This window comes from Paraburkholderia sp. RHO2 (genome assembly GCF_050955445.1).
Classification (GTDB): domain Bacteria; phylum Actinomycetota; class Actinomycetes; order Mycobacteriales; family Mycobacteriaceae; genus Prescottella; species Prescottella agglutinans_A.
This window is the reverse complement of the sequence record NZ_CP162617.1, coordinates 1,949,831-1,976,596: the sequence shown is the minus strand read 5'-3', so window position 1 is coordinate 1,976,596 and position 26,766 is coordinate 1,949,831. Positions and strand designations below refer to the sequence as shown.

Genomic DNA, 26,766 nt, shown 5'->3' with positions numbered 1-26,766 from the left:
CACTTGTCGGTGTTGACGAGGCCCTCCGAACCGCGGCAAGTGCGCCAAACGCGGATCGGGGAGGCACAGCTGTAGTGCCACAAAAAGGCCGACGCCCGGCCTGCGATTCGCAGGACGGGCGTCGGCGGGGCAGCTACTGGTCGGCAGCGGCCTTCTTGGGGGCACGCTTGCCGTAGCGAGCCTCGAAGCGAGCGACGCGGCCGCCGGTGTCGAGGATCTTCTGCTTGCCGGTGTAGAACGGGTGGCACTGCGAGCAAACTTCGACGGTGATCCGTCCGCTCTGCGCGGTGCTGTGGGTCTCGAACGTGTTGCCGCAACCGCACACGACGGTCGTCGCAACGTACTCGGGGTGAATTCCAGCCTTCATGGTGTCCCTTTCAATGGCCGCCGGGTCGACCTCGCCGTTCGAGGCCGTGAACCGGAACCGGACATAGTTGTCACGCGGTCGATCATTCTGCCAGATCGCCGGTGCTTCTCCTAAACGCGCCGCCCGCCGGGAAGATTCCCGACGGGCGCCGATCGGACGTCAGTCCGCGAGCGAGCCCGGGGCGGTCTTCGAAACCGTCATGAGGAACTCGACGTTGCTCTTGCTCTTCTTGAGCCGGTCGACGAGCAGGTCGATCGCCTGGTGCGTGTCCAGACCGGACAGCACCCGCCGCAGCTTGTGCACGACGGCGAACTCGTCGGGGCTCATCAGGAGCTCGTCCTTACGGGTACTCGACAAGTTGACGTCGACGGCCGGGAACACGCGCCGCTCGGCGATCTTGCGGTCGAGCTTGAGCTCGGCGTTGCCGGTGCCCTTGAACTCCTCGAAGATCACGGTGTCACCGGTGGACCCGGTCTCCACCAGGGCGGAAGCGATGATGGTCAGCGAGCCACCGTTCTCGATGTTGCGCGCGGCGCCCAGGAAACGCTTGGGCGGGTACAGCGCCGTCGAGTCGACACCACCGGAGAGGATGCGTCCGGAGGCCGGCGACGAGTTGTTGTACGCGCGACCCAGCCGGGTGATCGAGTCGAGCAGCACGACGACGTCGCGGCCCTGTTCCACCAGGCGCTTGGCCCGCTCGATGGCGAGCTCGGCAACCGAGGTGTGATCGGCCGGCGGGCGGTCGAACGTCGAGGCGATGACCTCGCCGTTCACCGACCGCTGCATGTCGGTGACCTCTTCCGGACGCTCGTCGACCAGGACGACCATCAGGTAGCACTCGGGGTTGTTGACCGAGATCGCGTTCGCGATGTCCTGCAGGACGGTGGTCTTACCGGCCTTCGGCGGCGACACGATGAGCGCGCGCTGCCCCTTGCCGATCGGCATGACCAGATCGATCACACGCGTCGTCAGGATGTTCGGCGTCGTCTCGAGACGCAGACGCTGGTTCGGGTACAGCGGCGTGAGCTTGTTGAACTCCGGACGCTTACGGGCCGCCTCGGGATCGTGCCCGTTGACGGTGTCCAGGCGGACCAGCGGGTTGAACTTCTGACGCTGGTTGCCCTGCTCGCCCTCCCGCGGGACACGGACCGCACCGGTGATTGCGTCACCGCGGCGCAGGCCGTTCTTGCGAACGAGGTTCATCGAGACGTACACGTCGTTCGGGCCGGCCAGGTAGCCGGAGGTGCGCACGAACGCGTAGTTGTCGAGCACGTCGAGGATGCCGGCGACGGGCTGCAGGACATCGTCCTCGCGGATCTCGGGTTCGCGGCCCTCCCCCGCCTCGCCGCGGTCGCGACCACGACGCCGCTCGCGGAAGCGACGTCCGCGACGTCCGCGACCGCCCTCTTCGTCGTCGCCGTCACGGCGCTCGCCACGCGGACCGCTACCGCCCTGGCTGCGGTCGCCGCGCTCACCACGGTCGCCGCGCTCACCACGGTCGCCGCGCTCACCACGGTCGCCGCGCTCACCACGGTCGCCGCGCTCACCACGGTCGCCGCGCTCACCTCGGTCGCCGCGCTCACGACGTCCGCCGCGCTCGCCGCGCTCGTCGGCCTGCTGGTCCTTGCCCTGCTCGCGCGACTCGCCCTGCTTGGTGTCCTTGGCTTCGCCGTCCTTGACCTCGGCGACGCGGTTCTCGGCCGGCGCGGTCTCGGTCGCCGTGCCGGTCGACGCGGTGTCGGTGGAATCGGCACCCGACGACTCGGGGGCACCCGCGCGGCGGGACGCCCCGCGGCGCTGACGTCCGCGGCGCGGCGCCTGGTCGGCGTCGGCGTCCTGCGTGTCGATTTCGGCTGGGGCCGACGCGGCCTGCTCCTTGCGAGTGGCCGGCTTCTCCGCAGCGGGAGCCTCGGCGGCAGGCGCCGACGTGCCGTTCGCGGACTTGGCGGCGCCGCCGCCCTGCCGCTCCTTGATAGCGGCGATCAGATCGCCCTTGCGCATCCCCGAGGTGCCCTTGATGCCGAGTTCACCCGCGAGCGAACGCAGCTCGGCGAGCACCATTCCGGAGAGTCCGGCGCCACGACGAGCGTCGGCGCGCTTGGTCGACGCGGCGACCGCGCCCTCGCGCGGTGCAGCGTCAGAAGTCTGTGGAGGATTACCAGCCCGGGTACCCGCGGCCTCTGCCGGGGAATCTTGAACAGGCGTGGCAATCAGGTCCGTATCGGTCACGGAGGTCCTTTCCCTTCCCTCGCTCGCGCTGCGCAAAGTCGAGGGTTCGTCCCGCAGTCCAGTAGACAACTGAACTCGGATGTGGCCGTATCCGCTGGATGGAATTTCGGCTTGTCCCCCATCACATCACCCGAGAAGGCGAGTGCTGTCGATCGATCAACGCAGCGACTTGCGTGAGGATCATGCCAGGTATACCCCGAAGAAATGGAGTGATTGCCCTGGTGAAGCACCGGCGTCTGAAGCGCACGATGGACGGACACGCTCAGGATAGCGGCGAATGCCCTACTCGGCAAGAACCGATGGGTAACCAATCCTGAGCGCGTCCGATTCAGTTCACCTGCACGCCGTCAGCGATCTCGAGCTCGAGGACCCGCAGTCCGTCCTGCTCGGCTTCGCTGCGGAGCGCGTCCGGGAACGGCTGGTCGGACAGCGCCAGCACGGTCGGGCCGGCACCCGAGACGGTGGCCGCGATCCCGGCATCGCGCAGCTTCGCGATCCACCGCGTCGTCAGCGGAAGCGCCGGTGCGCGCTGCGCCTGGTGCAGCTTGTCCTCGGTGGCCGTCATCAGCAGATCGGGACGCTGCGTGAGCGCGACCACCGCGAGGGCACCGCGGCTGACGTTGAACGCCGCGTCGCGATGCGGCACGGTCTCCGGCAGCAGCCCCCGGGTGAGCGCGGTCGACGACCTCTCCGACGGGACCAGCACCACGACCCGCACGTCCGGGTGGACCGACAGCCGCACCGCGTTGTAGAGACGCTGCGACTCGTCGTCGATCTCCGTCTCGCTCCACGACACGACCACGCCGCCGAGGACACTGGCCGCGGCGTTGTCCGGGTGTCCCTCGAACTCGGATGACAGCTGGACCAGCTGGGCGTCGGTCAGCGCCAACTCGGGCGCCGCCTTGCGGGCCAGGCCGTTGGCCGCGGCCAGGCCGCCGACCGCCGCCGACGCGGACGAGCCCAGCCCCCGCGAGTGGGGAATGGCGTTCCGGCACACCACGTCCAGACCGTCGGCCCACAGACCTGCCGCTTCCAGGCCCCGCTCGATGGCGCGGACGACAAGGTGGGACGGACCCCACGGCACGTCGTCCGCACCTTCGCCTTCGACTCGGATCGTCAGTCCCGAATCCGTGGTCGTGACAGTGATCTCGTCGTACAGACCGAGCGCGAGACCCAGCGTGTCGAATCCCGGTCCGAGATTCGCGCTCGACGCGGGAACACGCGCGGTCACCGTGAGTCCGGTGGGGAGGGTCTGAGTCATCGCCTGGTTCACTGCCGTGTCCGGAGCCGTGGTCACTACGCCAGCTCGAGGGCCGACGCCACGGCGACCGGATCGACCGGAATGGGCTGCACCGCAGGCATACCCGCGAGCGCGGTGTCGGGATCCTTGAGCCCGTTACCGGTGACGGTGCACACGACGGTCAGGCCCGAATCCAGCCAACCCTCCTTGCGGGCGGCGAGCAGACCGGCGACACTCGCGGCGGACGCCGGCTCGACGAAGACGCCCTCGGTCGCGGCGATCAGGCGGTACGCCTCGAGGATCTCCTCGTCGGTCGCCGCACGGAACGCGCCGTTCGACTCCTCCTTGGCGGCCACGGCGCCGTCCCACGACGCGGGCGCGCCGATGCGGATCGCGGTCGCGATGGTCTCGGGATCCTTGACCGGGGCACCCTGGACCAGCGGCGCCGCACCAGCCGCCTGGACACCGAGCATTCGCGGACGGACCGAGGTGATGCCGTCGGCGAAGTACTCGGAGTAGCCGCGCCAGTAGGCGGTGATGTTGCCGGCGTTGCCGACGGGCAGCGCGTGCACGTCGGGGGCCTTGCCGAGCGCGTCGCAGATCTCGAACGCGGCGGTCTTCTGCCCCTCGATGCGGACCGGGTTGACCGAGTTGACCAGACCGATCGTCGGGAACTCGGAGGTGGTCTTGCGAGCCAGCTCGAGGCAGTCGTCGAAGTTGCCCTGCACCTGGATGATTCGCGCACCGTGCATGACGGCCTGCGCGAGCTTGCCCATCGCGATCTTGCCCTGCGGGACCAGCACGGCGCAGCCCATGCCGGCCTTGGCGGCGTACGCGGCGGCGGAGGCCGAGGTGTTGCCGGTGGAGGCGCACAGGACGGCGCGCTGACCGCGGGCCAGGGCGTCGGTGACGGCCATCGTCATACCGCGGTCCTTGAACGAACCGGTCGGGTTGAGGCCCTCGACCTTGAGGTACACCTCGCACCCGGTGAGCTCCGACAGGTGGCCGGCCGGCAGCAGCGGCGTGCCGCCCTCACGCAGCGTGACGGTCTTCCAGTTCGGTCCGATCGCGAGCCGGTCGCGGTAGGCCTCGATCAGTCCCGGCCACGGGGTGTGGACGGGGGTCGCCTTGGTGTCGGCCTTGGAGTTGGCGCCGGTCATTCGGAGGTACCTTCCAGTCGGAGCACGCTGGTCACAGCGGTTACAGATTCGAGTTCGGCAAGGGCGGCAACCGTTTCCGCCAGTGCCGCGTCGGTCGCGAGGTGGGTGACGACCACCAGGCGCGCGCCGTCACCGGCACCCTCCTGACGGACCGTGGAGATGCTGACGCCACGCTTGGCGAACTCGGCGGAGACCGCCGAGAGCACACCGGCGCGGTCGGCCACCTGCATGTTGACGTAGTAACGGGTCGGGATGTCCCCCATCGGCGCGATGGCCAGGTCCGCGTACTTGGACTCGCGCGGACCGCGTCCGCCGTGCACCTTGTTGCGTGCGGCCATGACGACATCGCCCATGACCGCGGAAGCGGTGGGGGCACCGCCGGCGCCCTGGCCGTAGAACATCAGCCGACCGGCGTTGGCCGACTCGACGACGACGGCGTTGTACGCGCCGTTGACGCCGGCGAGCGGGTGCTCACGCGGGACGAGGGCCGGGTACACGCGGGCGGAGACGCGCTCGCTGCCGTCGCCGTCGACGATCCGCTCGCAGATCGACAGCAGCTTGATGGTGCAGTCGAGCGACTTGGCGGCGTCCAGATCGGCGGACGAGATCTTCGAGATGCCCTCGCGGTACACGTCACCGGCGGTGACGCGGGTGTGGAACGCGATCGACGCGAGGATCGCGGCCTTCGACGCGGCGTCGAAGCCCTCGACGTCGGCGGTGGGGTCGGCCTCCGCGTAGCCCAGGCGGCCGGCCTCGGCGAGCGTCTCGGCGTAGTCGGCGCCGGTCTCGTCCATCGCGGACAGGATGAAGTTGGTGGTGCCGTTCACGATGCCGAGCACCCGATCGACCCGGTCGCCGGCGAGCGACTGCGTCAACGGGCGGATCACCGGGATCGCGCCGGCGACCGCCGCCTCGAAGTACAGGTCGACGCTCTCGCGCTCGGCGGCCTCGGCGAGTTCACCGGTGTACTCGGCGAGCAGCGCCTTGTTGGCGGTGACGACCGATTTGCCCGCGTTGAGCGCGGCGAGCACCAACTTGCGCGGCAATTCGATGCCGCCGATCACCTCGACGACGACGTCGACGTCGTCGCGCGTCACCAACGCTTCCGCGTCGGTCGTCAGCAGTTCCTGCGGTACGCCACGATCGCCGTCGATGCGGCGCACCGCCACACCACGCAGTTCCAGGCGTGCACCGACTCGGGCCTCGAGGTCCGACGAGTGCTCCCGGATGATCCGGGCCACCTCGCTGCCCACGGTCCCGAGGCCGAGAACAGCCACCCCGATGGCGCGCTGCGCCGATTCGCTGGTCACTCCGTAACCTCCAAGCTGAGCAGATCTTCCACAGTTTCCCTACGCAAGATTAGGCGCGAAGCACCGTCCCGCACCGCCACCACCGCGGGTCGCGTGAGCAGGTTGTACCGGCTCGACATCGAGTAGCAGTACGCGCCGGTCGCGGCGACCGCGAGCAGATCTCCGGGACCGAGGTCGTCCGGCATCCATGCGTCCCGGATGACGATGTCACCACTTTCACAGTGTTTGCCCACGACACGCGCGACCACCGGCTCGCCCTCGCTGGCGCGCGAGACCAGACGGGCATCGTATTCCGCCTGGTACAGCGACGTGCGGATATTGTCACTCATTCCGCCGTCGACGCTGATGTATCGGCGGGTCGCACCCGCATCGAGGGTGACGTCCTTGATAGTGCCGACCTCGTACAGCGTGACGGTACCGGGGCCGGCGATGGCGCGGCCGGGCTCGACCATGAGCGTTGGAACCGGCAGGCCCGCGGACTTCGACTCGGTCGCGACAATGTGCGCGAGCTTGGCCGCGAGCTCGTCGACCGGCGGCGGGTTGTCGCTGGGCAGGTACGAGATGCCGAGACCGCCACCGAGGTCGACGATCGACAGCTGCGCCGTCTTCTCGGCACCGAACCGGTCGACGATCTCGCGCATCAGGCCGATGACGCGATGCGCCGCCAGCTCGAAGCCGTCGACCTCGAAGATCTGCGAGCCGATGTGGCTGTGCAGACCGACCAGGCGCAGGTTGTCGGTGGCGAAGACCCGCTCGACGGCGGCCATCGCGTTGCCGCCGGACAGCGAGAAGCCGAACTTCTGGTCCTCGTGGGCGGTCGCGATGAACTCGTGCGTGTGGGCCTCGACACCGACGGTGATGCGGATCAGGACGTCCTGCACGATGCCGTGACGAGCCGCGACCCCGTCGAGGCGGTCGATCTCGACCATCGAGTCGAGCACGATGTGCCCGACGCCGGCCGTGACCGCGGTCTCGAGCTCGGCGACGGACTTGTTGTTGCCGTGCATAGTGATCCGCTCGGCGGGGAAGCCGGCGTGCAGCGCCACGGCGAGTTCACCGCCGGACGCCACGTCCATCGACAGGCCCTCGTCGCGCACCCAACGGGCAATCTCCGCGGACAGGAACGCCTTGGACGCGTAGTGCACACGCTCGGCGCCGCCGAACGCGCTCGCCATTTCGCGGCAGCGGGACCGGAAGTCGTCTTCGTCGATTACGAACAGCGGTGTGCCGTACCTCTCGGCGAGCTCGGTGACGGGGACGCCGGCCAGGCGGACGACGCCGTCGTCGCCGCGCTCGGCCCCTCGGGGCCACACCTGCGCGGGCAGCGTCGTCATCTCGGACGACGTCACCGGGCGCGGGGGCAGCCCCGGGGCGTGCGGGATCTCGGCGTGCCGGGGTCCGGCGGGGTGCGCGTTCACATCCGCTCCGGTGCGCTGACGCCGAGCAGCTCGAGGCCGTTGGCGAGGACCTGACGCGACGCGTCGCACAGCGCGAGGCGCGCGGTGTGCAGGTCGGTGGCCTCCTCGTCGCCCTGCGGCAGGATGCGGCACGCGTCGTAGAAGCGGTGGTAGGTGCCGGCGAGCTCCTCGAGGTACCGCGCGATGCGGTGCGGCTCACGCAGCTCGGCGGCCTTCGCGACGACGCGCGGGTACTCGCCGATCGTGCGGATCAGGTCGCCCTCGCGGTCGTGCGTGAGCAGGCCGAGGTTCGGGTTCTGCGAGCTCAACCCGAGGTCGGCGGCGTTGCGTCCGATCGAGCACAGGCGCGCGTGGGCGTACTGGACGTAGTACACCGGGTTCTCGTTGCTGGTGCTCGTCCACAGCTCGAGGTCGATGTCGATGCTCTGGTCCACCGACGAGCGCACCAGCGAGTAGCGGGCGGCGTCGACCCCGATCGCCTCGACGAGGTCGTCGAGGGTGATGACGGTGCCGGCACGCTTGCTCATCTTCACCGCGGCACCCGCGCGGACGAGGTTGACCATCTGGCCGATCATGACCTCGACGGTGTCCGGGTCGTCGCCGAACGCGGCCGCCGCCGCCTTGAGGCGGCCGATGTAGCCGTGGTGGTCGGCGCCGAGCATGTAGATGCACAGGTCGAAGCCGCGGGCGCGCTTGTCCTGGAAGTAGGCGATGTCGCCGGCGATGTACGCGGCGTTGCCGTCGGACTTGATGACGACGCGGTCCTTGTCGTCACCGAAGTCGGTGCTTTTGAGCCACCACGCGCCGTCCTCGTGGTAGAGGTTGCCCGAGTCCTTGAGGGTCTCGACGGCCTTCGCCACGGCGCCCGATTCGAACAGCGAGTTCTCGTGGAAGTAGACGTCGAAATCGACTCCGAACTCGTGCAGGGTGCGCTTGATGTGCGCGAACATCAGCTCGACGCCGATGGACCGGAAGGTCTCGTGACGCTCGGCGTCGGGCAGGTCGAGGGCGCCGGGCGCCTGCTTCTGCACCTCGGCGGCGATGTCGACGATGTAGTCGCCGGCGTAGCCGTCCTCGGGGGCGGGCTCGCCCTTGGCCGCTGCGATGAGCGAGCGCGTGAAGCGGTCGATCTGGGCGCCGTGGTCGTTGAAGTAGTACTCGCGCGTCACGTCCGCGCCCTGGGTGGACAGGATCCGGCCGAGGGCGTCGCCGACCGCGGCCCAGCGGGTGCCACCGAGGTGAATGGGGCCGGTGGGGTTCGCCGAGACGAACTCGAGGTTGATGCGCTTACCTGCGAGCGAGTCGCCGGCGCCGTAGGCCGCGCCCTCAGCGAGTGCCTTCGCGACGATCGCGCCCTGGGCGTCGGCGGCAAGGCGGATGTTGAGGAAGCCGGGACCCGCGACCTCGGCCGACTCGATGCCGTCGGCGGCCGTCAGAGCGGCGGCCAGCCACGTGGCCAGATCGCGCGGGTTGGTGCCGGCCTTCTTGGCGACCTGCATCGCCACATTGGTGGCGTAGTCACCGTGCTCGGGGTTGCGGGGACGCTCGACCGTGAGTGTCGCGGGCAGTACGGAAACGTCGAGTCCGTGCTCGGCGAGCACCTTCGCGGCGGTTCCTCGGAGCAGTTCGGCAAGGTCGGCTGGAGTCACAGGAGTCCATCTTATTGCGTGGGGCTCCGGGCCGGATAACCAGTGCCGATTACCAGGATCGGGCTCTCCCAGGTTTCCCTCAGGGTGGGAACGTACAGTGATTGGGCCCACGAGACTCATTACCCCTCGGGGACGCCCTTGTCCAATCACCGAAAGAGCACACATCGATGCCCAGCGGTTCGGAAAATCGCGGTCCCGGCAGTAAGAACACGGGGGCCAAGTCAGCCAAGGCCATCAAGGCGGCCAACAAGCAGGGTGGCGTGCCCGCGGCGAAGCGTGGTGGCGCCACGCCGCGCCAGCTGCCGTGGCTGACCATCGGCGCCGTCGTGGCGGTCGTCGCGCTCATTGCCGTCCTCGCCGTCAACCTGGTGCCGAAGTACCAGGAGAAGGCGGAGGCCGACAAGTACGCGCCGTCCGAATCCAACCAGGATCCGTCGACCGCGATCGACGGCGTCGTCACGGTCGACTACCCGGCCGGTGTGCACATCCAGCCGACGCAGCGCGTCGCCTACGACCAGTCACCCCCGTTCGGCGGGCCGCACGACGCGATCTGGGCCACGTGCATGAGCACCGTGTACGCCGATCCGATCCGTACCGAGAATGCCGTCCATTCGCTCGAGCACGGCGCCATCTGGATCACCTACAACCCGGACAAGGTCACCGACGACCAGCGCCAGCAGCTCGTCGAGCGGGTGGAGGACAACTCCGGCTACATGCTGATGTCGCCGTACCCGGGTCTGGACACCCCGATCTCGCTGCAGTCGTGGGGCCACCAGCTCAAGCTCGACACCGCCGACGACAAGCGCATCGACCAGTTCATCACCGCGCTGCGGCTGAACCGCTACGAGTACCCCGAGGTGGGCGCGAGCTGCTCGACGATCCCCGACTCGTTCGATCCGAAGAACCCGCCGCCGTTCGATCCGAGCGCCCCGGGCCCGGACGCCGTGCCGATGGACGGTGGCGGCATCACGCCCGACAGCAGTGAGGTCGGCGGCGCCGCCGGCCTGCCGACCGACATGCAGCCACCGACCGACATGCAGCTGCCGGCCGGTGCGCCGCAGCCCGGTGCCGGCGGAAACGGCTGACACACGATCATGACCGAGATCGACACACAGAGCTCCGGCGAGACGGCACCGAGCAAGCGCAGCCAGCGCACGGCCCTGGCGGTCGTCGGGCTGATCGGCGTCCTGGCCATCGGGTTCGCACTCGGGTTCTTCGCGCGGCTCCCGATCGACGACGGCGAATCGGCCGCTCCCAGCGCCGATTCGGTGGACGTCGGGTTCTCGCAGGACATGACGGTGCACCACAATCAGGCGATCGACATGGCCACCATCGCGCTCACGAAGTCGGGCGACACGGCCGTGAAGAACCTCGCGTACGACATCCTCACGACCCAGCAGAACCAGGTCGGGCAGATGCAGGGCTGGCTCGCGCTGTGGGATCGTGCACCGCTGCCGACCGGCGGATACATGACGTGGATGACCGAGGGTGACGACCACGGTGGCCATTCGGGTCACGGAACGACCGGCACCGCCACCCCGATGGCGCACGACCCCGGCACGATGCCGGGCATGGCGACCCCCGCGGAGATGTCGGCGCTGGGTCAGGCGTCGGGCCGCGACCTCGACGTGATGTTCCTCCAGTTGATGCTGCGTCACCATCAGGGCGGGTTGCCGATGATGGAGTACGGCGCCCAGTACGCGGACGTTCCTGCGGTCCGCAACCTGGCGAAGACGATGGTCGAGACCCAGCAGGGCGAATCGACGCTCATGACGAGCATGCTCTCCGAGCGCGGCGCGGCACCGCTGCCGATGAACTAGCGGTCTGCGGTGGACTCAGGGCCGGGCGGCGCTTCCCCGCGGAAGCTCCGCCCGGCCTCGTTCCGCTCTCACAGCAGCGCAAAAAAGGCCGATCTACCAGGCGATGTGGATGATCGCCGACAATGCGCTACGCTAACTCCGCCCACTGGCACACCGGAGAATTCCGGTGCGCCCCCGTAGCTCAGGGGATAGAGCGTTCGCCTCCGGAGCGAAAGGCCGCAGGTTCGAATCCTGCCGGGGGCACACGGAAGGCCCCACTCTCGTTCGAGAGTGGGGCCTTCGGCCTTTTCCGGGCCGGTACCGGTTCAGCGTGCCGCGGATCGCAGGTCGAGTCCCCACGCGCCCACGCCGCACAGGACGATGACTGCGAGCGCCGCCACGACAACCGACGTGGCGCCCGGCATCTGCGATTCGAGGGTGGGCCCGTAGTCCACGTAGTGCTCGGGAACCACCCCGGTCATGACGACGACACCCGGGATCGAGACTGTGAACGGCAGCGCAAGCCCGACCGTCGAGGCCGGAGCCGATGTGGGGAGGCAGGATCCCGCGACGAACCCCGCGGCGGCGGGCAGTAGGAACATGTAGGCGATCGCGTGGATGTCCCACTGCTCCGGAGCCACGAGCGACGCCGCCGCGCCGACCGCGAGCAACCCGAAACCGACCGTCGGAACCGGCCACCGGACGCCAAGCGCGAGGCCGACAACGATCAGGGCGGCGGGTATCGCGACGGTCCACCAATCCGTGCTCGTCGACGGCGTTCCCGCGATCGCGGCAGCGAGAACCGCGGCACCCGCGAACACCGCGCGCCCGTCGTTCCCGGGCAGTTGCCATGCGAGCCAGGCCACGACCGTCGTCACCAGACCGGCATAGAGGTACCACGATTCGGGCTGCAGTCCGGACTCCATCACGATCCACCCGACGGCGTAGATTGCGACCGGTAGTGCGGCCGCGGCAGCGAGCCAGCGGGTATCGACCCGCGCAGTCCAGGACGTCCTCCGGTCGAGGAGGGCTGCCAGGACGACCAGAACCGCCGCGGCGACGACCGGCCACAGGCCCACCACGCCCGACGGCGCCGCGGGCTCGAGCGACGTCAGCGGGGTGTACGCGGCCCAACCGAAGTCCGCCGACCTGGAGCCACGCACCTCGGAGAAGGAAGCCGACAGCAGGAATGCACCCACGGCGCCCGCCGCAAGCCCGGCCTGAGCATCCCGGTCGCGAGCGGCGAGAGGCGAGAGAGCCCCCAGGACCAAGCCTGCGCCAACGGCGTTCGAGTACAGCAGAACCGCCGGGTCCTCGGGATACACCACGACCTCCGGTAGCACGAGCAGAAGCAGTCCCGAGAGAGCAGTTGCCGCCACCAACGTCGCCGAGCGCTGACGTACCAACACCACCGTGACCGACACCGCCACGGCGGCCGCGGCCGCGATACCCGCACCGTTCGTGACGAGGGCTGCGGGCAGGGCACTCTCGGCCCTGACGTAGTCGTCGGGCAGCGGCGACCACAGCACGCGGCCGGCGAGCGCACCGCACACGAGTGCCGCGAGCACGGGCACGATCCGAGCGAGACGGCTCATTCCACTCCTTGTCCGGCCTGCAGTTCGGCGATCACGTCCGCCATGCGCCGATCGTGGTCGGGGTTCTCCGGCAGCGCCAGCGTGACACTCTGCGCGACGCCGTCGAGGCGGCCGCGAACCACGTCGGCCAACTCGGCGTAGCGCGCGGTGGGCACGATCGCACCGAGGACATCGTCGGTCACGATGTCGCGCAACCGATCCCAGTTCTCACGGCGGACCAGGTCGGCTAATTGTCCCTGGAGGTCGGGGAATCCGTGCCGCTCCAGGGCGCCTCGGTACGCGGGAGTCGAGTACAGGAAGGCGAAGAGCCGACGTCGCCGCTCACGCTCCGCGGCCACGTCCTCGTCGGTCGCCCCGGTGATCACCTGCAGTCCGGCGACCACGTCGAAGCCGTCGAGCGCACGTCCGGCCGCGGCGGCGCCCTCGGCGAGCACCGGCAGGCACTCGTCGGCGAGATACCGCGGGTCCGAGTTGGTGGGGTGCGTGACGTGGCCGTCCGCGCACTCCCCCGCGACCTTCACCATGCGCTGCCCGACACCACCGAGGTAGATCGGCGGGATCGCGGTGGCGCTGTCGGGTCCGGGGTTGAAGTACGGCTGCATCCGGGTGAACCGGTATCGATCCCCCTCGTAGGCAACGAGTTCGCCGGTGCGGAAGGTCTCGAACGCCGCGCGGACCACGCCGACGTACTCGCGCATGCGGGCCGCGGGCGCCGACCACTCCATGGCGTACCGCTCCTCGATGTTCTGCCGGATCTGGCTGCCGAGTCCGAGGTGGAACCGCCCGCCCGACAGCTTCGACAGGTCCCACGCCGTGTACGCGGTCAGCAGGGGACTGCGCACGAACGCCAGCGCCACCGACGTGCGGACGACGATCCGTTCGGTGGCCTGCAGCGCCAGCAGCGCGAGGAGGAACGGATCGTGAACGGTCTCCGACACGTGCAGACCGTCGTAGCCGGCCGCCTCGGCGCGGCGGGCGAGGTCGGCGACCGCCGCCGGATCGATGGCGGCGTCGGTTCCGGTGTAGACCTTCATCCGTCCGTTCTACCCGGCGAATTGCCGGATTTCGCGGCGGCACGGTGAGTGTGCCCGCGGCGGGTGTGATTGCCGTTACCATCGCTTCTCGTGGTCGAGAGCATGGTGGGGGCGGAGCAGACATCCGCGGGAGATCCGACACGGGGCGCCGAACCGGCACGTCCGGGACGGTGGGGGCTGGCGCAGGCGCGCGTGATCGCGATCGTCGCGGCGGTGATCGGTGTGCTGTCGGCGGTGGCAATTCCGCTGCTGCCGGTCGATCAGGAGCAGTCTTCGCTGTCGTGGCCGCAGAACGGCGTGACGACGAGCGTCGAGGCGCCACTGGTGTCGTACGCTCCGCTGACGTTCGACGCCCGGATTCCGTGTTCGGCGGCGCAGCGTCTCGACTCCGGCGGATTCGTCGCGGCCACGATACCGGCCGGCGCGCCGGGCGCGGAGCGGTACGGGTTGGTCGCGAAGACGGTGGCGGCGTCCGGGGACACACCCGCACGTCTCGAGGTGATCCTGCGCGACACCGCGTTGCTCTCCGCTCCCCTCTCGGACCTCACCGGCGCCGACTGCGCCGTGACGATCTCGTCGAACTCTTCCCGCACGGTCGTGTCGGTCACCGGTTCTCCGGCCGCCGAGACGATTCCGTCCAAGACCCTCGACGGCGACTTCCGCCCCCAGATGGTGGGCGTGTTCAGCGATCTCGACAGCGCCGCTCCGGCCGGATTGCAGGTGAACGCCGAGATCGACTCGCGATTCTCGTCCTCGCCGACGCCGATCAAGGTCGTCGCGATGATCGTGGCGGTCCTCGCGACGCTCGTGAGTCTGGTTGCGCTGCACCGTCTCGACTGTTCCGACGGTCGGCGTGCCCGACGGTTCCTGCCCGCCCGCTGGTGGCGGTTCGGCATCGCCGACGCCGTTGTCCTCGGCACGCTCGTCCTGTGGCACTTCATCGGCGCCACCACCGCCGACGACGGCTACCAGTACACGATGGCCCGCTCGGCACAGTCGTCCGGCTACATGTCGAACTACTTCCGCTACTTCTCCGTGCCCGAGACGCCGTTCGGCACGCCGTACTACTACATCTTCGGCCTGCTCGACGACATCTGGAGCGCGAGCGTGTGGGTGCGCCTGCCGGCGCTGCTGGCGGGCATCGTCACATGGATGGTGCTCAGCCGCGAGGTGGTGCCACGACTCGGTGTCGCAGCACGCACGAGCAGGATCGCGCTGTGGACCGGGGCCCTGGCCTTCCTCGCGGTGTGGTTGCCCTACAACAACGGCCTGCGGCCGGAGCCGATCGTCGCGGCCGGTGTGCTGCTCACGTGGTGCTCGATCGAACGCGCCATCGCGACCCGGCGCCTGCTGCCGGCGGCGGTCGCGATCCTCGTCGCGGCCGCGACGCTCTCGGTGGGCCCGTCCGGAATCATCTGCTTCGCAGCGTTGCTCGCCGGAGCTCGGCCGCTGCTGCGGATCCTCGTCGCTCGCGCCAAAGCGGTCGGCTACGCGGCGCTCCTGCTGCCACTCGTAGCCTCCGGCAGCGCCATCCTAGTCGCGCTTTTCGCCGACCAGACCCTCGCGATCGTCCCGACGATGCAGGACGCGCACGCCGCGGGCCTTCCGAACGAGAAGTGGTTCACCGAGTATCTGAGGTACCAGTGGCTGCTGAACTACACCGCTGACGGTTCGCTGTCGCGCCGGTTCGGCATCTTCGTGATGTTCCTCGGTCTCGTGGTCGGCATCCTGGCGATACTCCGCAAGGGCGGACGTATTCCTGGCACCTCGGCCGGTCCGTCGCGCCGGATCATCGGGGTCACGCTCGGCGCCGTCGCACTGATGATGTTCACGCCCACCAAGTGGACGCACCATCTCGGTGTCTTCGCCGGGCTGGCCGGAGCACTTGCGGTACTGACGGCCGTCGCGGTGAGCACGGCGGCGCTGCGCTCGCCCCGCAACCGGGCGCTGTTCACGGCGGCGGTGCTGTTCCTCATGGCGATGTCGTTCACCGGAACCAACAACTACTGGTACGTGTCGGCATGGGGTGTGATGTGGTGGGACAAGCCACCCTCGATCGCAGGCACGGGCGCCGGGACCATCCTGTTCGGCGCGACGATCCTCATGCTCGCAGTCGCGGCATGGTGTCACCTCCACGACTCACGGGTACCCCCACCCGGATCCAGTAGCCGGTGGGCGTGGGCGCTGCCGCCGCTGACGATCGCCGCGGCCGCGATGGTGCTGTTCGAGGTACTCTCGCTCGCGAAGGGCGCGGTCGCACAGTACCCGGCGTACTCGCTGGCCCGATCCAACATCGATGCGTTGCGCGGGCAGAACTGCGGACTCGCGAATGACGTGCTGCTCGAGACGGATCCAAACGCTTCTATGCTGCAACCGCTCTCGGGCAGTATTGCCTCGGCGCTGGCGGGCGACGGGTCCCCCGGTTTCGCCCCGAACGGAGTCGCGTCCGACCTCAGCGCCGACGCGGGAACGGCCGCCTCGGGCGCTGCCAATCTCGTCGATTCCGACTCAAAGCCAACATCGACCGAGGCCTCTGCCGGCACCGGCGGTGGTGAGGGCGCCGTCGGCATCAACGGCAGCACGGTCGCGTTGCCGTACGGGCTCGATCCCGCCACGACCCCAGTGCTTGGCAGCTACCGTAGCGGCGAGCAGTCGCCCGCGTCGCTGGTCAGCGACTGGTACAGCCTGCCGGCGGTCGGAGCCGACGGCTCGCGGGGCGACATCGTCTCGATCGCTGCCGCCGGTCGGATCCGGTCCGTCGATCGCGACGGCATCGTCACGCCCGGCCAGAATCTCGAGATCGAGTACGGCGTTCGGCAGCCCGACGGATCAGTAACCGTCCTCGGAAGTGCCACGCCGCTCGACATCGGTCCGGCGCCGTCGTGGCGGAACCTACGGGTGCCACTCGACCAGTTGCCGGCGCAGGCCGACACGGTCCGCCTGGTCGCGTCCGACGACAACCGTGACCCGGACCAGTGGCTGGCGGTTACTCCCCCGCGCGTGCCGCAGACCCGGACACTGAACGACGTGGTCGGCTCGAGCACCCCGGTGCTCGCGGATTGGGCGGTGGGACTCCAGTTCCCGTGTCAGCAGCCGTTCACTCATCACGAGGGTGTCGCGGAGGTACCTCAGTACCGGATCCTGCCGGATCGCGGTGGCGCGGTGTCGACGAACCTGTGGCAGGACCACTTCGGCGGGGGCCCGCTCGGCTGGACCGACCAACTACTGACGGCCCGCACGATCCCGTCGTATCTGGACAACGACTGGCGCCGTGACTGGGGCGAGATCGAACAGTTCGAGCCCCGCGCCGACTCGGCCGTCCCAGCTGACGTCACTGTCGTCACCGAACGACGCTCGGGCCTGTGGAGTCCGGGTCCGATGGTGCTGCACTACTGACGGCTCGACCGGGTTTTTTCTCGGTTCGCCCTTGACTTCGGTCGCCGGTGCGTAATACTTAAGGGCGTGCTTAAGTATTCCGCACCGCTCGACCAGGTGTTCCATGCACTGTCGGATCCGAGTCGGCGCGGGATGGTCGAGCGGCTCAGCCGCGGCCCGGCCTCGGTCAGCGAGCTCGCGGCCCCGCTCGACATGTCACTGCCCGCCGTCGTCCAGCATCTCCAGGTGCTCGAGGCCAGCGGACTGGTGCGATCCGAAAAGGTCGGCCGGACCCGCACGTGCCATCTGGTTCCGGACGCGCTCGACGGTGCGGCGCAGTGGATTGCTCAGAGGCGCACCAGCCTGGAGCGCCGCCTCGACCGACTCGGCGAGTATCTCGCCGAGACCGACGCAGCCCCCAGAGCCGAGGAGTCGCCATGACCAACCGATCGGTCACACATTCCACATTCGTCGTCGAGCGTGTCTACGACGCGAGCCCCGCCCGCGTGTTCCACGCGTTCGCTGATCCCGACGCGAAGTCGCGCTGGTTCACCCAACCCGACGAGTGGGTCTCCGACGAACCGGCCATGGACTTCCGTGTCGGCGGCCGCGAGACCGTCAGCGGCGGACCGAAAGGCGGTCCCGTGCATTCGTTTTCGTCGATCTACCAGGACATCGTCCCGGACGAGCGGATCGTCTACAGCTACGACATGCACATGGACGACGTCCGGATCTCGGTGTCCCTGGCCACCATCGAGTTCTTCCCGGCCGGCGACGGCACCCGCCTGGTGATGACCGAGCAGGGCGCCTTCCTCGACGGCTACGACGACGCCGGCTCCCGCGAGCAGGGCACCAACCTGCTGCTCGACGCGCTCGACGCCGCCCTCGCCGCGGAGTCGGCATCCGCGTGATCACAGATCCCGCGGACCGACCAGGGGGCTAGGACTCGTGCCCCTCGCGGCGTGCGAGCTCGAGGACCGCAGTCACCGCCGCCCTGGCCTGCGGGCTGTTGCGCCAGCAGGTCGAGCCGGTGATCGCGGCCCCCGCGTCGAGGATGTCGTCGGCGTGGACGGACCGTAGCGCGTCGAAGCTGTCGTGGCCCATGTCCTCGAGCCGTCGCACGACGGTGGGCCCGACCCCCTTCAACGCCAGCAGCGCCGCCCGTTCATCGTCATCGAATGCCACGGGGCGAGCCTACCGGTCGGCCCGGCTCAGCCGTGCGGCTCGATGATCGCGGTGATCGAGTCGATCTCCGCGCTGGGAATCGAGAAGTGCTCGGTGATCGCGACGGTCAGGGTGTCGCGCCCGGCGTTCATGTCGAGCAGGAACCTCGCGACGACGTCGGTGCCCCACTCGCGGAACTCGAGGTCGCGCACTGCGCTGATCGGCCGGTACTGCCCTCCCGTTTCGAGCATTGCGCGGATCTCGTCGCCGGAATCGCCTGTGCGCTGCCCGTTCTCGTAGCGGTGGCAGTGCCGGGCGAGGCGCACCTTGCTGGCGTCGTGGGTGACGAGCGAGTCGATGTACTCGCGCGCCATCGCCACGCGCGGGCTGTCCTGCGCTGCCGCCGCGGTCAGATCGGCGATGCCGGCGAGCAGCGGCACCGCGAGGTCCCGTCGGCAGATCAGTAGGTCCGGCAGGTACGGATGCGGCTCGTTGTACTGCAGGGGTGCGCCGTCGATGCGGGAGCAGTGCAGGCCGGCCGCGAGCGCGACTCCGACCGGGGCGGCGGAGTCCCACTCCCACTGTCCACCCGCGTGCACGTACGCGTCGGCGTCGCCGCGCAGCACCGCCATCGCCTTCGCCCCCGCCGAACCCATCGGCGCGACGTCGCCGTCGACGCGCTGCGCGAGGGCGTCGACGAACTCCGGGGGTCGGCTGTCGCTCACCAGGATTCGAGGACGTTCGCGATTCGACGACGCCGCCCGCGCGCTCCCGCTGACGTACACCTCGCCGAGGGCGGGCTGTGCGACGGCGGCGGCGGTGATGCCGGCGCCGCGTTCCCACAGCGCGACGTGCACGGCCCAGTCGGCGCGTCCGACCAGGCCGTACTCGCGGGACCCGTCGAGCGGGTCGATGATCCAGACCCTCGGATTGTCCAGGCGGGCAGGATCGTCCGCGGACTCCTCGGACAGCACGGCGTCGCCGGGCCGGGCGGCCGCGAGCCCTTCGAGTAGGAGGGCGTTGGCCGCCTTGTCGCCGCGTCGGCCCAGTTCCTTCGCGGCCGCTCCGTCCAACGGGGTCTCCCCCAGCTCGCGGGCGCGGATCTCCAGCAGCAGGTCGCCCGCGCGCGCCGCGAGTTCGGCGGCGAGTTCGGCATCAGTCGTCAACAGAACCTCTCCAGGGCGCCACGCTCCTCACGTCGAGGAGGAATCGCATCGAACATGTCAGACCTTTCTGCTGGAATCAACAAGATGAGGACGGCGTACAAGGTCCGGGCCTACCCGAACAACGAACAGGCGACACTGCTGCGTCGCACGTTCGGGTGCGTACGCGTGGTGTGGAACAAGGCGCTTGCGGACCGTCGGCGTCGATACACCCTCGAGCAGAAGTCGACTTCGTACAAGGAGACCGACGCGGCTCTGTCCACATGGAAGAAGACCGAGAATCTGTCGTTCTTGTCCGCAGTGTCGAGCGTTCCTCTCCAACAGACGTTGCGGCACCAGCACGCGGCGTTCACTTCGTTCTTCACGGGGTCTGCGAACTACCCGCGGTTCAAGAACCGCCACGGTCGGCAGTCCGCGCACTTCACCCGGTCCGCGTTCCGCATCAAACCGAATGGCCTGTGGCTTGCCAAGACCTCTGCGCCGTTGCGGGTCGCATGGTCCTGGCCCGATATCGATCCGGCCACGCTCAATCCGACGATGGTGATTGTCTCGCTCGAACCGGACGGGCGCTGGTTCGTGACCTTCGCCGTCGACGGGAAGGCCGCCGAGGTACTGCCCACGACAGAACGATCCGTCGGTGTCGATCTCGGAGTGCAAGACTTCGCGGTGCTGTCCAACGGGGAGCGAATCGGCAATCCGCACCACGTGGCCCGCCACGAACGTGGCCTGCGCCGTCACCAAAAGCGTCTGGCGCGTCTGCAGAAGGGCTCGAGAAATCGCGCGAAGCAGCGGGAGAAGTTGGCCCGTAAGCACTCCCGCATACGGGACGCTCGTCGCGACTTCCTCCACAAGACAAGCACCGGGCTCGTCAAGCGGTACGACACCATCGCCGTCGAGGACCTGAACGTGTCGGGGATGATTCGCAATCAGAGGTTGGCGAAGTCGATCAGTGAATCCGGGTGGGCAGAGTTCCGGTCGATGATCGCCTACAAGGCTGAGCGGGCCGGTCGTCAACTCGTAGTGATCGACCGCTGGTATCCCAGCTCGAAAACGTGCAGCGCGTGTAAGCATGTGCTAACCACGCTGCCGCTCGGGACACGGCACTGGACGTGCCCCAGCTGCGGCACCTGGCACGACCGGGACCACAACGCAGCGAAGAACATCCTCGTCGCCGCCGGGCTGGCGGAGACACGAAACGCCTGCGGAGGCGATGTCAGACCCCAAGGGTTCTCCCTGGGGCAATCGCCAGTGAAACAGGAACTCCATGACGTGAGTCACGGAATCCCCGTCCTTCGGGGCGGAGAGTAGTCAAAGGTTCAGATACTCCATGATCTTCGCGGCCTGCGCGACCGGGTCGCCGTCCTCGGGCCGCAGCACCAGCTCGGCATTCTCGGGTGCCTCGTAGGGGTCGTCGATCCCGGTGAACCCGGTGATCTCCCCCGCTCGCGCCTTGGCGTACATGCCCTTGGGGTCGCGGGCCTCGCACTGCTCGATCGGGGTGTCGACGAACACCTCGACGAAGGGCAGTCCGGCTTCCTCGTGCCGTCGGCGCACCCGGTCCCGGTCCTCGCGGTACGGGCTGATGAGGGACGCGACCGCGACCAGGCCGGCGTCAGCGATCAGTTGCGCGACGGCGCCGACCCGTCGGACGTTCTCGGCCCGGTCCTCGGCACTGAATCCGAGGTCGGCGTTGAGCCCGTGGCGCAGGTTGTCGCCGTCGAGCCGGTACGCGGGGATCCCGGCGGCGACCAGGCGTCGTTCGAGTTCGACCGCCACGGTGGACTTCCCGGACGCCGACAGCCCCGTGAGCCACACCGTGGCGCCGCGGGTGGCCCGCTCGTCGCGGGACACGGCCGCCGCGTGCCACACCACCTTCGCTTCCTTGAGGGTGGGGCCGGTGATCATGCCCGCGGCGACGGTGTTGCCGGTGGTGTCGTCGACGAGGATGAAGCTGCCGGTCACTCGGTTGCGCCTATACGGGTCGAACAGCAGCGGCTGTTGCGTGCGCAGCTGGATGCGTCCGATTTCGTTGAGCGAGAGCGACTGCGCGGTCTCGTCGCGGTGCAGGGTGTTGACGTCGAGCCGGTAGTCGAGCCGGACGACCTGCGCCTTGGTGGACCGGGTGGTGTGCAGGACGGTGTATCGGGCGTCGGCGCTGAGCGAGGACTGCTCGGTGAGCCAGCAGACCATCGCGTCGATCTCCTGGCCAACGAGCGGCCGGTTGTTCGGCCGGCACAGCGTGTCGCCGCGGCTGACGTCGAGGTCGTCGGCCAGCTGCACACACACGGCGGACGGCGCGAAAGCCTCCTTGACGGGCTCGCCGCCCGGCCCCCAGATCGCCGAGATCGTCGACGTGAATCCCGACGGCAGCGCGACCACTTCGTCACCGGGCTTGAACACGCCGCTGGCGACGGTGCCCGCGTAGCCGCGGAAGTCGTGCAGTTCGGCGTCGGTCTGCTGCTGTGGTCGGATTACGTACTGGACGGGCAGCCGCGCGTCGATGAGGTTGCGGTCGGACGCGATGTGCACGTCCTCGAGGTAATGCAGCAGCGACGAGCCCTCGTACCATGGCATGTTCTCGGTGCGGGTGACGATGTTGTCGCCCTTGAGTGCCGACACCGGGATGAACGTCAGGTCGTGCACGTCGAGCTTGGTCGCGAACTGCCCGAACTCGTCCTTGATCTCCTCGAAGCGTTCCTGCGACCAGTCGACGAGATCCATCTTGTTGACGCACAGCACCAGGTGCGGGATCCCCAGCAGGGTCGACAGGAACGCATGCCGACGCGTCTGCTCGAGCACACCCTTGCGGGCGTCGACGAGGATCAGCGCGAGGTCCGCGGTCGAGGCGCCGGTGACCATGTTGCGCGTGTACTGCTCGTGGCCGGGGGTGTCGGCGATGATGAACTTGCGCTGCGGCGTCGCGAAGTAGCGGTGCGCGACGTCGATCGTGATGCCCTGCTCCCGCTCGGCCCGGAGCCCGTCGGTGAGCAGCGCCAGATCGGTGTACTCGGTGCCGCGCTCGCGGCTGCTGCGCTCGACGGCCTCGAGCTGGTCCTCGAAGATCGACTTCGAGTCGTAGAGCAGGCGTCCGATGAGCGTCGACTTGCCGTCGTCGACGCTGCCCGCCGTCGCGACGCGGAGGAGCTGTCGGGTGTGCACCATCAGAAGTAGCCCTCCTTCTTGCGATCCTCCATGCCGGCCTCCGAGATCCGGTCGTCGGCGCGGGTCGCGCCGCGTTCGGTGATCCGGCTGGCGGCGACCTCGGTCACGACCTCTTCTGCGGTGCCGGCCGACGACTCGACACAGCCCGTGCAGGTCGCGTCGCCGACGGTACGGAACCGTACGAGCTCCTCGCGCGCCTCCTCGCCCGGCAGCAGGGTCAGGAACCGAGTGTGCGCCAACAGCATTCCGTCCCGCTCGACGACCGGACGGCGGTGCGCGTAGTAGATCGACGGCAGCGCGATGTCCTCCTCGAGGATGTACTGCCAGATGTCGAGTTCGGTCCAGTTCGACAACGGGAACACCCTGATGTGCTCGCCGCGGCGGTGCCGGCCGTTGTAGAGGTTCCACAGCTCGGGTCGCTGCGCCTTGGGATTCCACTGCCCGAACTCGTCGCGGAAGCTGAACACCCGTTCCTTGGCGCGCGCCTTCTCCTCGTCCCGTCGGGCACCACCGAAGACCGCGTCGAACGTGTTCTCCCGGATGCCGCGCAGCAGCGAGTGCGTCTGCAGGCGGTTGCGGCTGGCCCGTGGCCCGCTCTCGTCGACCACCCGTCCGGCCGCGATGTCGTCCTCGACGCTCGCCACGACGAGCCGCAGACCGAGCCGTTCCACGGTCCGGTCCCGGAACTCCATGACCTCGTCGAAGTTGTGCCCGGTGTCGACGTGCATCACCGGGAACGGCAGCGGCGCCGGCCAGAACGCCTTGGTGGCGACGTGCAGCATCACCACCGAGTCCTTGCCGCCGGAGAACAGCAGGACGGGGCGCTCGAAGGTCGCGGCGACCTCGCGGAAGATGTGGACCGCCTCGGCCTCGAGCGTCTGCAGGTGCGACAGCTCGTAGGCGGGCGGGGATGTCAGGGGTGTCACGCGCAGCTCCTCGACGGATCGGCGCACCGGTACATTTTTGTACCGAATCGGTACGCATACTGACTGTGAGGCGAGAATAGAACGCGTTCCACTCGCGGGTCAACGCCTCCGCCCCGGTGGCCGAATGTCACATCGGTTCCGTTGGACGGAACGCATGTGACATTCGGCCACGACGTCAGGGGCGGACGGGGTGGCGCCCGCCGACCTCAGCCGTCACCGCGTCGGCGGCCGCCACGAGCGCCTCACCCCGCCGAGCGATGTCCGCGCCGCTGATCGACCCGCCGACGTCCAGCGTCAGCACCAGTGACTGGTGGCCGTCGGCGTCGTAGCAGGGCGCGGCGATCAGGCTCACCGGGTACTCGACGTCGCCCTCGGTCTCACTGTGGAGGTAGACACGCTCTCCGAGGCTCGAGACCATTTCGCCGATCAGCTCGCGCAGCTCGTTCGGGAGATCCCGGCCGGCGACGCCGGCCATGAGCGAGAAGAGTTTGCGCCCAACGGGCGTGAGCCGTTCGACGAGGTATCCGGCACGACGGCAGTCGTCGACGACCCGCCGGAGCAGGTCGCGATCGAGCACGACCGGCAGCGCCGGCTCGCGCCGCAACCACGCCTCGAGCTCGTCGTCGCCGCCCCAGATCACGTACATGAGCCCGACCGGGGGCGCGAACGGGTACGACTGCCCCACCCGCGCCGCGGTGCGGCCGAGCGTCATCCGCGGCGGGGTGACGGTCTCGAGGATCATCACCTGATCACCCACCACCGCGGACGCCGTGCACACCGCCCCGTACTCGGCGGCGAGCGTGTCGAGTTGAGCGCGCGCGATCGGCCCGACGGCGAATCCGCGCTGCGCGGCCCGGCCCGCGGCGATGAGCGCCGGACCGAGGCCGTAGGTCTTCGAGATCGGGTCGCGAGTGAGGTATCCGCCCGACACGAGTTCCGAGAGGATGCCGAGACACGTGGGCTTGCTGATCGACAGGGCGCGCGCGAGTTCCGACAACCCGAAACGCTGCTCCTCCCGCGCGACGAGGAAGTCGAGGACCTGGACCACGCGCTCGGTCGGAGGGGATCGGCGGCCGCTCGGCTCGTTCGATTCGGCAATCCCGGAAGCCATTGACCACTCCTTGAAACACGTTCTATCGTCTGACCAACACAAGTTCTACCACCGAGGTACATATTTGTACCACTGGATCGAAGGAGCAAGGTGTGCTGACGGATCCACTGGCCGAGGCCATCGCGGAGGCCGAAAAACTCGTCGAGAGCGCCCCCCACATCCGGTCCGAGCAGGATCTGCTGGAGGGAATGCAGTACCTGGCGGGTGGCATACTCGCGACCGTCCACGCGGCCTGGGCCACCGAGAAGACGCATCCGTTCTTCATCCAGGGCACCGGCCCGTTCACGAAGATGGGCCTGGACAACCCCGACACCCTGTACTGGGGCGCCCGGATCAACGACGACGCCGAGTACATCGTCACCGGCACCCGCGGCACCACCGCGGACCTGAGCTTCCAGGTACTCAGCGGCAACTACACCAACGCGAACGTCCCCGGCAGCGAGATCGCGTTCGACGACCGCGAACTGCACATCGAGGACGACGGCACGTTCGTCGCGACGTTCGGACCGGGGCCGGCCGACGGACGCCGGAACCACTTCACGCTCGCCTCCGGGTCGAGCCAGCTCGTGGTCCGCGAGGTCTACAGCGACTGGAACCAGAAGCGCGGCACCATCCGGATCGAACGCGCCGACCGGATCGGGGTGCCGATCGCGCCGTTGACGCGCGAGGAGACCGAGAAGCGGTTCGCCCGCGCCGGCAAGGCCCTGGTGAGCCGGGTGAAGACGTGGCTGCAGTTCCCGCAGTGGTTCTACGACAACCTGCCGGTCAACACGATCACCGCGCCGCGCCTGACGCCGGGCGGCCTGGCCACGCAGTACTCGTCGGTGGGCCACTACGAACTGGCCGACGACGAGGCGATGATCATCACCGTCCCGAAATCCGATGCGCCCTACCAGGGTTTCCAGCTGGGCAGCCTCTGGTACATCTCGCTCGACTACATCAACCACCAGACGTCCCTGAACAACGCTCAGGCTCAGGTCGATCCGGACGGCATGATCCGGATGGTCCTCAGCGAGCGGAACCCGGGTGTCACCAACTGGCTCGAGGCGCTCGGCCACCCGCGCGGCTACCTGCAGTTCCGGTGGCAGCGGACGTCCCGGGAGTACACGCCCGCGGACGGACCGACCGTCGAGGTGGTGAAGTTCGACGAGATTCCCGCCGCACTACCTTTCCACGAACACAACAAGATCACGCCGGAGGACTTCGCCGCCCGCATCGCGGAGCGTCAAGCCGCCGTCGCCGACCGGATGCTGGGGTAGAACATGACAAATCTGTTGCAGGACAAGGTTATCGTCATCTCGGGCGTGGGACCGGCCCTGGGCCGCACCCTCGCGCTGCGGTGCGCGGAGGCCGGCGCCGATCTGGTGCTGGCCGCCCGGACGCAGGAGCGGCTGGACGAGGTCGCCAAGGAGGTCACCGACCTGGGCCGGCGCGCGGTGACCGTCTCGACCGACATCACCGACGACGCCTCGGCCGCACACCTGCTGGCCGCCACGACGGACGCGTACGGCCGGGTCGACGGCCTGATCAACAACGCCTTCACCGTCCCGTCGATGAAGCCGTTCGGGCGCACCGACTTCCAGCACATCCGCGACGCGATCGAGCTGACGGTGCTGGGCGCGCTGCGGCTGACACAGCTGTTCACCCCGGCGCTGGCGGAGTCCAAGGGCGCGGTGGTGAACGTCAACTCGATGGTGCTGCGCCATTCGCAGGAGCGCTACGGCAGCTACAAACTCGCGAAGTCGGCGCTGCTGGCGATGTCGCAGTCGCTCGCCACCGAGCTGGGCCCGCAGGGCATCCGGGTGAACTCCGTTGCCCCCGGCTATATCTGGGGCGACACGCTGAAGAAGTACTTCGAGCATCAGGCCGAGAAGTTCGGTATCACGGTCGACCAGATCTACGAGCACACCGCGGCCAACAGCGACCTCAAGCGTCTGCCGACCACCGACGAGGTCGCCGACGCGGTGATCTTCCTGGCTTCGCCGATGGCCAGCGCGATCACCGGCCAGTGCCTCGACGTCAACTGCGGCGAGTTCCACCACTAGAGCTGGGACCAGAAGGAGC

Annotated in this window: 22 protein-coding genes and 1 tRNA gene; 9 read left to right on the top strand and 14 right to left on the bottom strand. The window is 68.7% G+C overall.

The annotated features are described in order from the left end of the window. Window positions 1-133: 133 nt before the first annotated feature. From rpmE to argS, 7 genes are all read right to left on the bottom strand, one after another. On the bottom strand, window positions 134-367 hold the full coding sequence (rpmE, locus tag ABTV10_RS09150) for a 50S ribosomal protein L31 (protein ID WP_127917483.1): 234 nt from the start codon (window positions 365-367) through the stop codon (window positions 134-136). 159 nt (window positions 368-526) lie between these two features. Further along, the gene (rho, locus tag ABTV10_RS09145; RefSeq protein WP_499034157.1) at window positions 527-2,596 is read right to left on the bottom strand and encodes a transcription termination factor Rho; all 2,070 of its coding nucleotides are present in this window, start codon (window positions 2,594-2,596) and stop codon (window positions 527-529) included. Window positions 2,597-2,924: 328 nt separating this feature from the next. Continuing rightward, window positions 2,925-3,857 carry a homoserine kinase gene (gene thrB, locus ABTV10_RS09140; protein ID WP_433611817.1) on the bottom strand — a complete coding sequence of 311 codons (933 nt, stop codon included), beginning with the start codon at window positions 3,855-3,857 and terminating at the stop codon, window positions 2,925-2,927. A gap of 35 nt (window positions 3,858-3,892) precedes the next feature. Further along, window positions 3,893-4,996, bottom strand: coding sequence for a threonine synthase (thrC, locus tag ABTV10_RS09135; protein WP_433611815.1), 1,104 nt, complete (start codon window positions 4,994-4,996; stop codon window positions 3,893-3,895). Then, on the bottom strand, window positions 4,993-6,306 hold the full coding sequence (locus ABTV10_RS09130) for a homoserine dehydrogenase (RefSeq protein WP_433611814.1): 1,314 nt from the start codon (window positions 6,304-6,306) through the stop codon (window positions 4,993-4,995). Before ABTV10_RS09130 ends, thrC begins: the two co-directional genes overlap by 4 nt. After that, window positions 6,303-7,724: a diaminopimelate decarboxylase gene (gene lysA / locus ABTV10_RS09125; protein ID WP_499034153.1), complete on the bottom strand. Its 1,422-nt coding sequence runs from the start codon at window positions 7,722-7,724 to the stop codon at window positions 6,303-6,305. The genes ABTV10_RS09130 and lysA overlap by 4 nt, the downstream gene beginning before the upstream one ends. Then, window positions 7,721-9,373, bottom strand: a complete 1,653-nt coding sequence (argS, locus tag ABTV10_RS09120) for an arginine--tRNA ligase (protein WP_499034151.1) — start codon at window positions 9,371-9,373, stop codon at window positions 7,721-7,723. Before argS ends, lysA begins: the two co-directional genes overlap by 4 nt. A gap of 167 nt (window positions 9,374-9,540) precedes the next feature. On the opposite strand from argS, the gene ABTV10_RS09115 reads away from it, so the two are divergent. The 3 genes from ABTV10_RS09115 (at window position 9,541) to ABTV10_RS09105 (ending at window position 11,436) form a co-directional block, all read left to right on the top strand. Next, a complete protein-coding gene (locus ABTV10_RS09115) occupies window positions 9,541-10,458 on the top strand; it encodes a thioredoxin-like domain-containing protein (RefSeq protein WP_499034149.1) in 918 nt (305 codons plus the stop codon). A gap of 9 nt (window positions 10,459-10,467) precedes the next feature. Beyond that, window positions 10,468-11,193 carry a DUF305 domain-containing protein gene (locus ABTV10_RS09110; protein WP_499034146.1) on the top strand — a complete coding sequence of 242 codons (726 nt, stop codon included), beginning with the start codon at window positions 10,468-10,470 and terminating at the stop codon, window positions 11,191-11,193. Window positions 11,194-11,363: 170 nt separating this feature from the next. Further along, a tRNA-Arg gene (locus ABTV10_RS09105) sits at window positions 11,364-11,436 on the top strand. 62 nt (window positions 11,437-11,498) lie between these two features. Here ABTV10_RS09105 and ABTV10_RS09100 read toward each other — a convergent pair. After that, window positions 11,499-12,767: a hypothetical protein gene (locus ABTV10_RS09100; protein WP_499034144.1), complete on the bottom strand. Its 1,269-nt coding sequence runs from the start codon at window positions 12,765-12,767 to the stop codon at window positions 11,499-11,501. Beyond that, window positions 12,764-13,801 (bottom strand): TIGR03617 family F420-dependent LLM class oxidoreductase, encoded by a 1,038-nt coding sequence (locus tag ABTV10_RS09095; protein WP_499034142.1) that lies wholly within the window; start codon window positions 13,799-13,801, stop codon window positions 12,764-12,766. Before ABTV10_RS09095 ends, ABTV10_RS09100 begins: the two co-directional genes overlap by 4 nt. Window positions 13,802-13,891: 90 nt before the next feature. On the opposite strand from ABTV10_RS09095, the gene ABTV10_RS09090 reads away from it, so the two are divergent. The 3 genes from ABTV10_RS09090 (at window position 13,892) to ABTV10_RS09080 (ending at window position 18,087) form a co-directional block, all read left to right on the top strand. Next, the gene (locus tag ABTV10_RS09090; RefSeq protein ID WP_499034135.1) at window positions 13,892-17,197 is read left to right on the top strand and encodes an arabinosyltransferase domain-containing protein; all 3,306 of its coding nucleotides are present in this window, start codon (window positions 13,892-13,894) and stop codon (window positions 17,195-17,197) included. A gap of 66 nt (window positions 17,198-17,263) precedes the next feature. Then, entirely contained in the window at window positions 17,264-17,617 is a 354-nt protein-coding gene (locus ABTV10_RS09085) for an ArsR/SmtB family transcription factor (protein WP_499034133.1), read from the top strand. After that, the gene (locus ABTV10_RS09080; protein ID WP_499034131.1) at window positions 17,614-18,087 is read left to right on the top strand and encodes an SRPBCC family protein; all 474 of its coding nucleotides are present in this window, start codon (window positions 17,614-17,616) and stop codon (window positions 18,085-18,087) included. Before ABTV10_RS09085 ends, ABTV10_RS09080 begins: the two co-directional genes overlap by 4 nt. A gap of 28 nt (window positions 18,088-18,115) precedes the next feature. On the opposite strand, the gene ABTV10_RS09075 is transcribed toward ABTV10_RS09080, so the two are convergent. Further along, complete coding sequence (locus ABTV10_RS09075) at window positions 18,116-18,361, bottom strand: Rossmann-fold NAD(P)-binding domain-containing protein (RefSeq protein ID WP_433611793.1); 246 nt, start codon at window positions 18,359-18,361, stop codon at window positions 18,116-18,118. 26 nt (window positions 18,362-18,387) lie between these two features. Next, window positions 18,388-19,506: a 3'(2'),5'-bisphosphate nucleotidase CysQ gene (locus tag ABTV10_RS09070; RefSeq protein ID WP_499034129.1), complete on the bottom strand. Its 1,119-nt coding sequence runs from the start codon at window positions 19,504-19,506 to the stop codon at window positions 18,388-18,390. Between the two features lie 54 nt (window positions 19,507-19,560). On the opposite strand from ABTV10_RS09070, the gene ABTV10_RS09065 reads away from it, so the two are divergent. Continuing rightward, the gene (locus ABTV10_RS09065; protein ID WP_433611789.1) at window positions 19,561-20,811 is read left to right on the top strand and encodes an RNA-guided endonuclease InsQ/TnpB family protein; all 1,251 of its coding nucleotides are present in this window, start codon (window positions 19,561-19,563) and stop codon (window positions 20,809-20,811) included. Here the strand turns inward: ABTV10_RS09065 and cysC are convergent, their stop codons facing one another. The 3 genes from cysC to ABTV10_RS09050 form a co-directional block, all read right to left on the bottom strand. Continuing rightward, window positions 20,812-22,665, bottom strand: a complete 1,854-nt coding sequence (gene cysC, locus ABTV10_RS09060; protein WP_499034127.1) for an adenylyl-sulfate kinase — start codon at window positions 22,663-22,665, stop codon at window positions 20,812-20,814. After that, the gene (gene cysD / locus ABTV10_RS09055; RefSeq protein ID WP_499034124.1) at window positions 22,665-23,591 is read right to left on the bottom strand and encodes a sulfate adenylyltransferase subunit CysD; all 927 of its coding nucleotides are present in this window, start codon (window positions 23,589-23,591) and stop codon (window positions 22,665-22,667) included. Before cysD ends, cysC begins: the two co-directional genes overlap by 1 nt. A gap of 175 nt (window positions 23,592-23,766) precedes the next feature. Beyond that, window positions 23,767-24,702 (bottom strand): IclR family transcriptional regulator, encoded by a 936-nt coding sequence (locus ABTV10_RS09050; RefSeq protein ID WP_499034122.1) that lies wholly within the window; start codon window positions 24,700-24,702, stop codon window positions 23,767-23,769. Window positions 24,703-24,794: 92 nt separating this feature from the next. Here ABTV10_RS09050 and ABTV10_RS09045 point away from each other — a divergent pair, with 92 nt between their 5' ends. Both ABTV10_RS09045 and ABTV10_RS09040 read left to right on the top strand, forming a co-directional pair. Beyond that, window positions 24,795-25,961 (top strand): hypothetical protein, encoded by a 1,167-nt coding sequence (locus ABTV10_RS09045; RefSeq protein ID WP_499034119.1) that lies wholly within the window; start codon window positions 24,795-24,797, stop codon window positions 25,959-25,961. Between the two features lie 3 nt (window positions 25,962-25,964). Continuing rightward, on the top strand, window positions 25,965-26,747 hold the full coding sequence (locus ABTV10_RS09040; protein ID WP_499034117.1) for an SDR family oxidoreductase: 783 nt from the start codon (window positions 25,965-25,967) through the stop codon (window positions 26,745-26,747). Window positions 26,748-26,766 lie beyond the last annotated feature (19 nt).

What these genes read in the sequence shown, in the direction of transcription:
- rpmE (WP_127917483.1), bottom strand. Translation starts at nt 367, where the DNA reads ATGAAGGCTGGAATTCACCCCGAGTACGTTGCGACGACCGTCGTGTGC.
- thrB (WP_433611817.1), bottom strand. Translation starts at nt 3,857, where the DNA reads ATGACTCAGACCCTCCCCACCGGACTCACGGTGACCGCGCGTGTTCCC.
- thrC (WP_433611815.1), bottom strand. Translation starts at nt 4,996, where the DNA reads ATGACCGGCGCCAACTCCAAGGCCGACACCAAGGCGACCCCCGTCCAC.
- ABTV10_RS09115 (WP_499034149.1), top strand. Translation starts at nt 9,541, where the DNA reads ATGCCCAGCGGTTCGGAAAATCGCGGTCCCGGCAGTAAGAACACGGGG.
- ABTV10_RS09110 (WP_499034146.1), top strand. Translation starts at nt 10,468, where the DNA reads ATGACCGAGATCGACACACAGAGCTCCGGCGAGACGGCACCGAGCAAG.
- ABTV10_RS09100 (WP_499034144.1), bottom strand. Translation starts at nt 12,767, where the DNA reads ATGAGCCGTCTCGCTCGGATCGTGCCCGTGCTCGCGGCACTCGTGTGC.
- ABTV10_RS09095 (WP_499034142.1), bottom strand. Translation starts at nt 13,801, where the DNA reads ATGAAGGTCTACACCGGAACCGACGCCGCCATCGATCCGGCGGCGGTC.
- ABTV10_RS09080 (WP_499034131.1), top strand. Translation starts at nt 17,614, where the DNA reads ATGACCAACCGATCGGTCACACATTCCACATTCGTCGTCGAGCGTGTC.
- ABTV10_RS09065 (WP_433611789.1), top strand. Translation starts at nt 19,561, where the DNA reads ATGTCAGACCTTTCTGCTGGAATCAACAAGATGAGGACGGCGTACAAG.
- cysC (WP_499034127.1), bottom strand. Translation starts at nt 22,665, where the DNA reads ATGGTGCACACCCGACAGCTCCTCCGCGTCGCGACGGCGGGCAGCGTC.
- ABTV10_RS09050 (WP_499034122.1), bottom strand. Translation starts at nt 24,702, where the DNA reads ATGGCTTCCGGGATTGCCGAATCGAACGAGCCGAGCGGCCGCCGATCC.
- ABTV10_RS09040 (WP_499034117.1), top strand. Translation starts at nt 25,965, where the DNA reads ATGACAAATCTGTTGCAGGACAAGGTTATCGTCATCTCGGGCGTGGGA.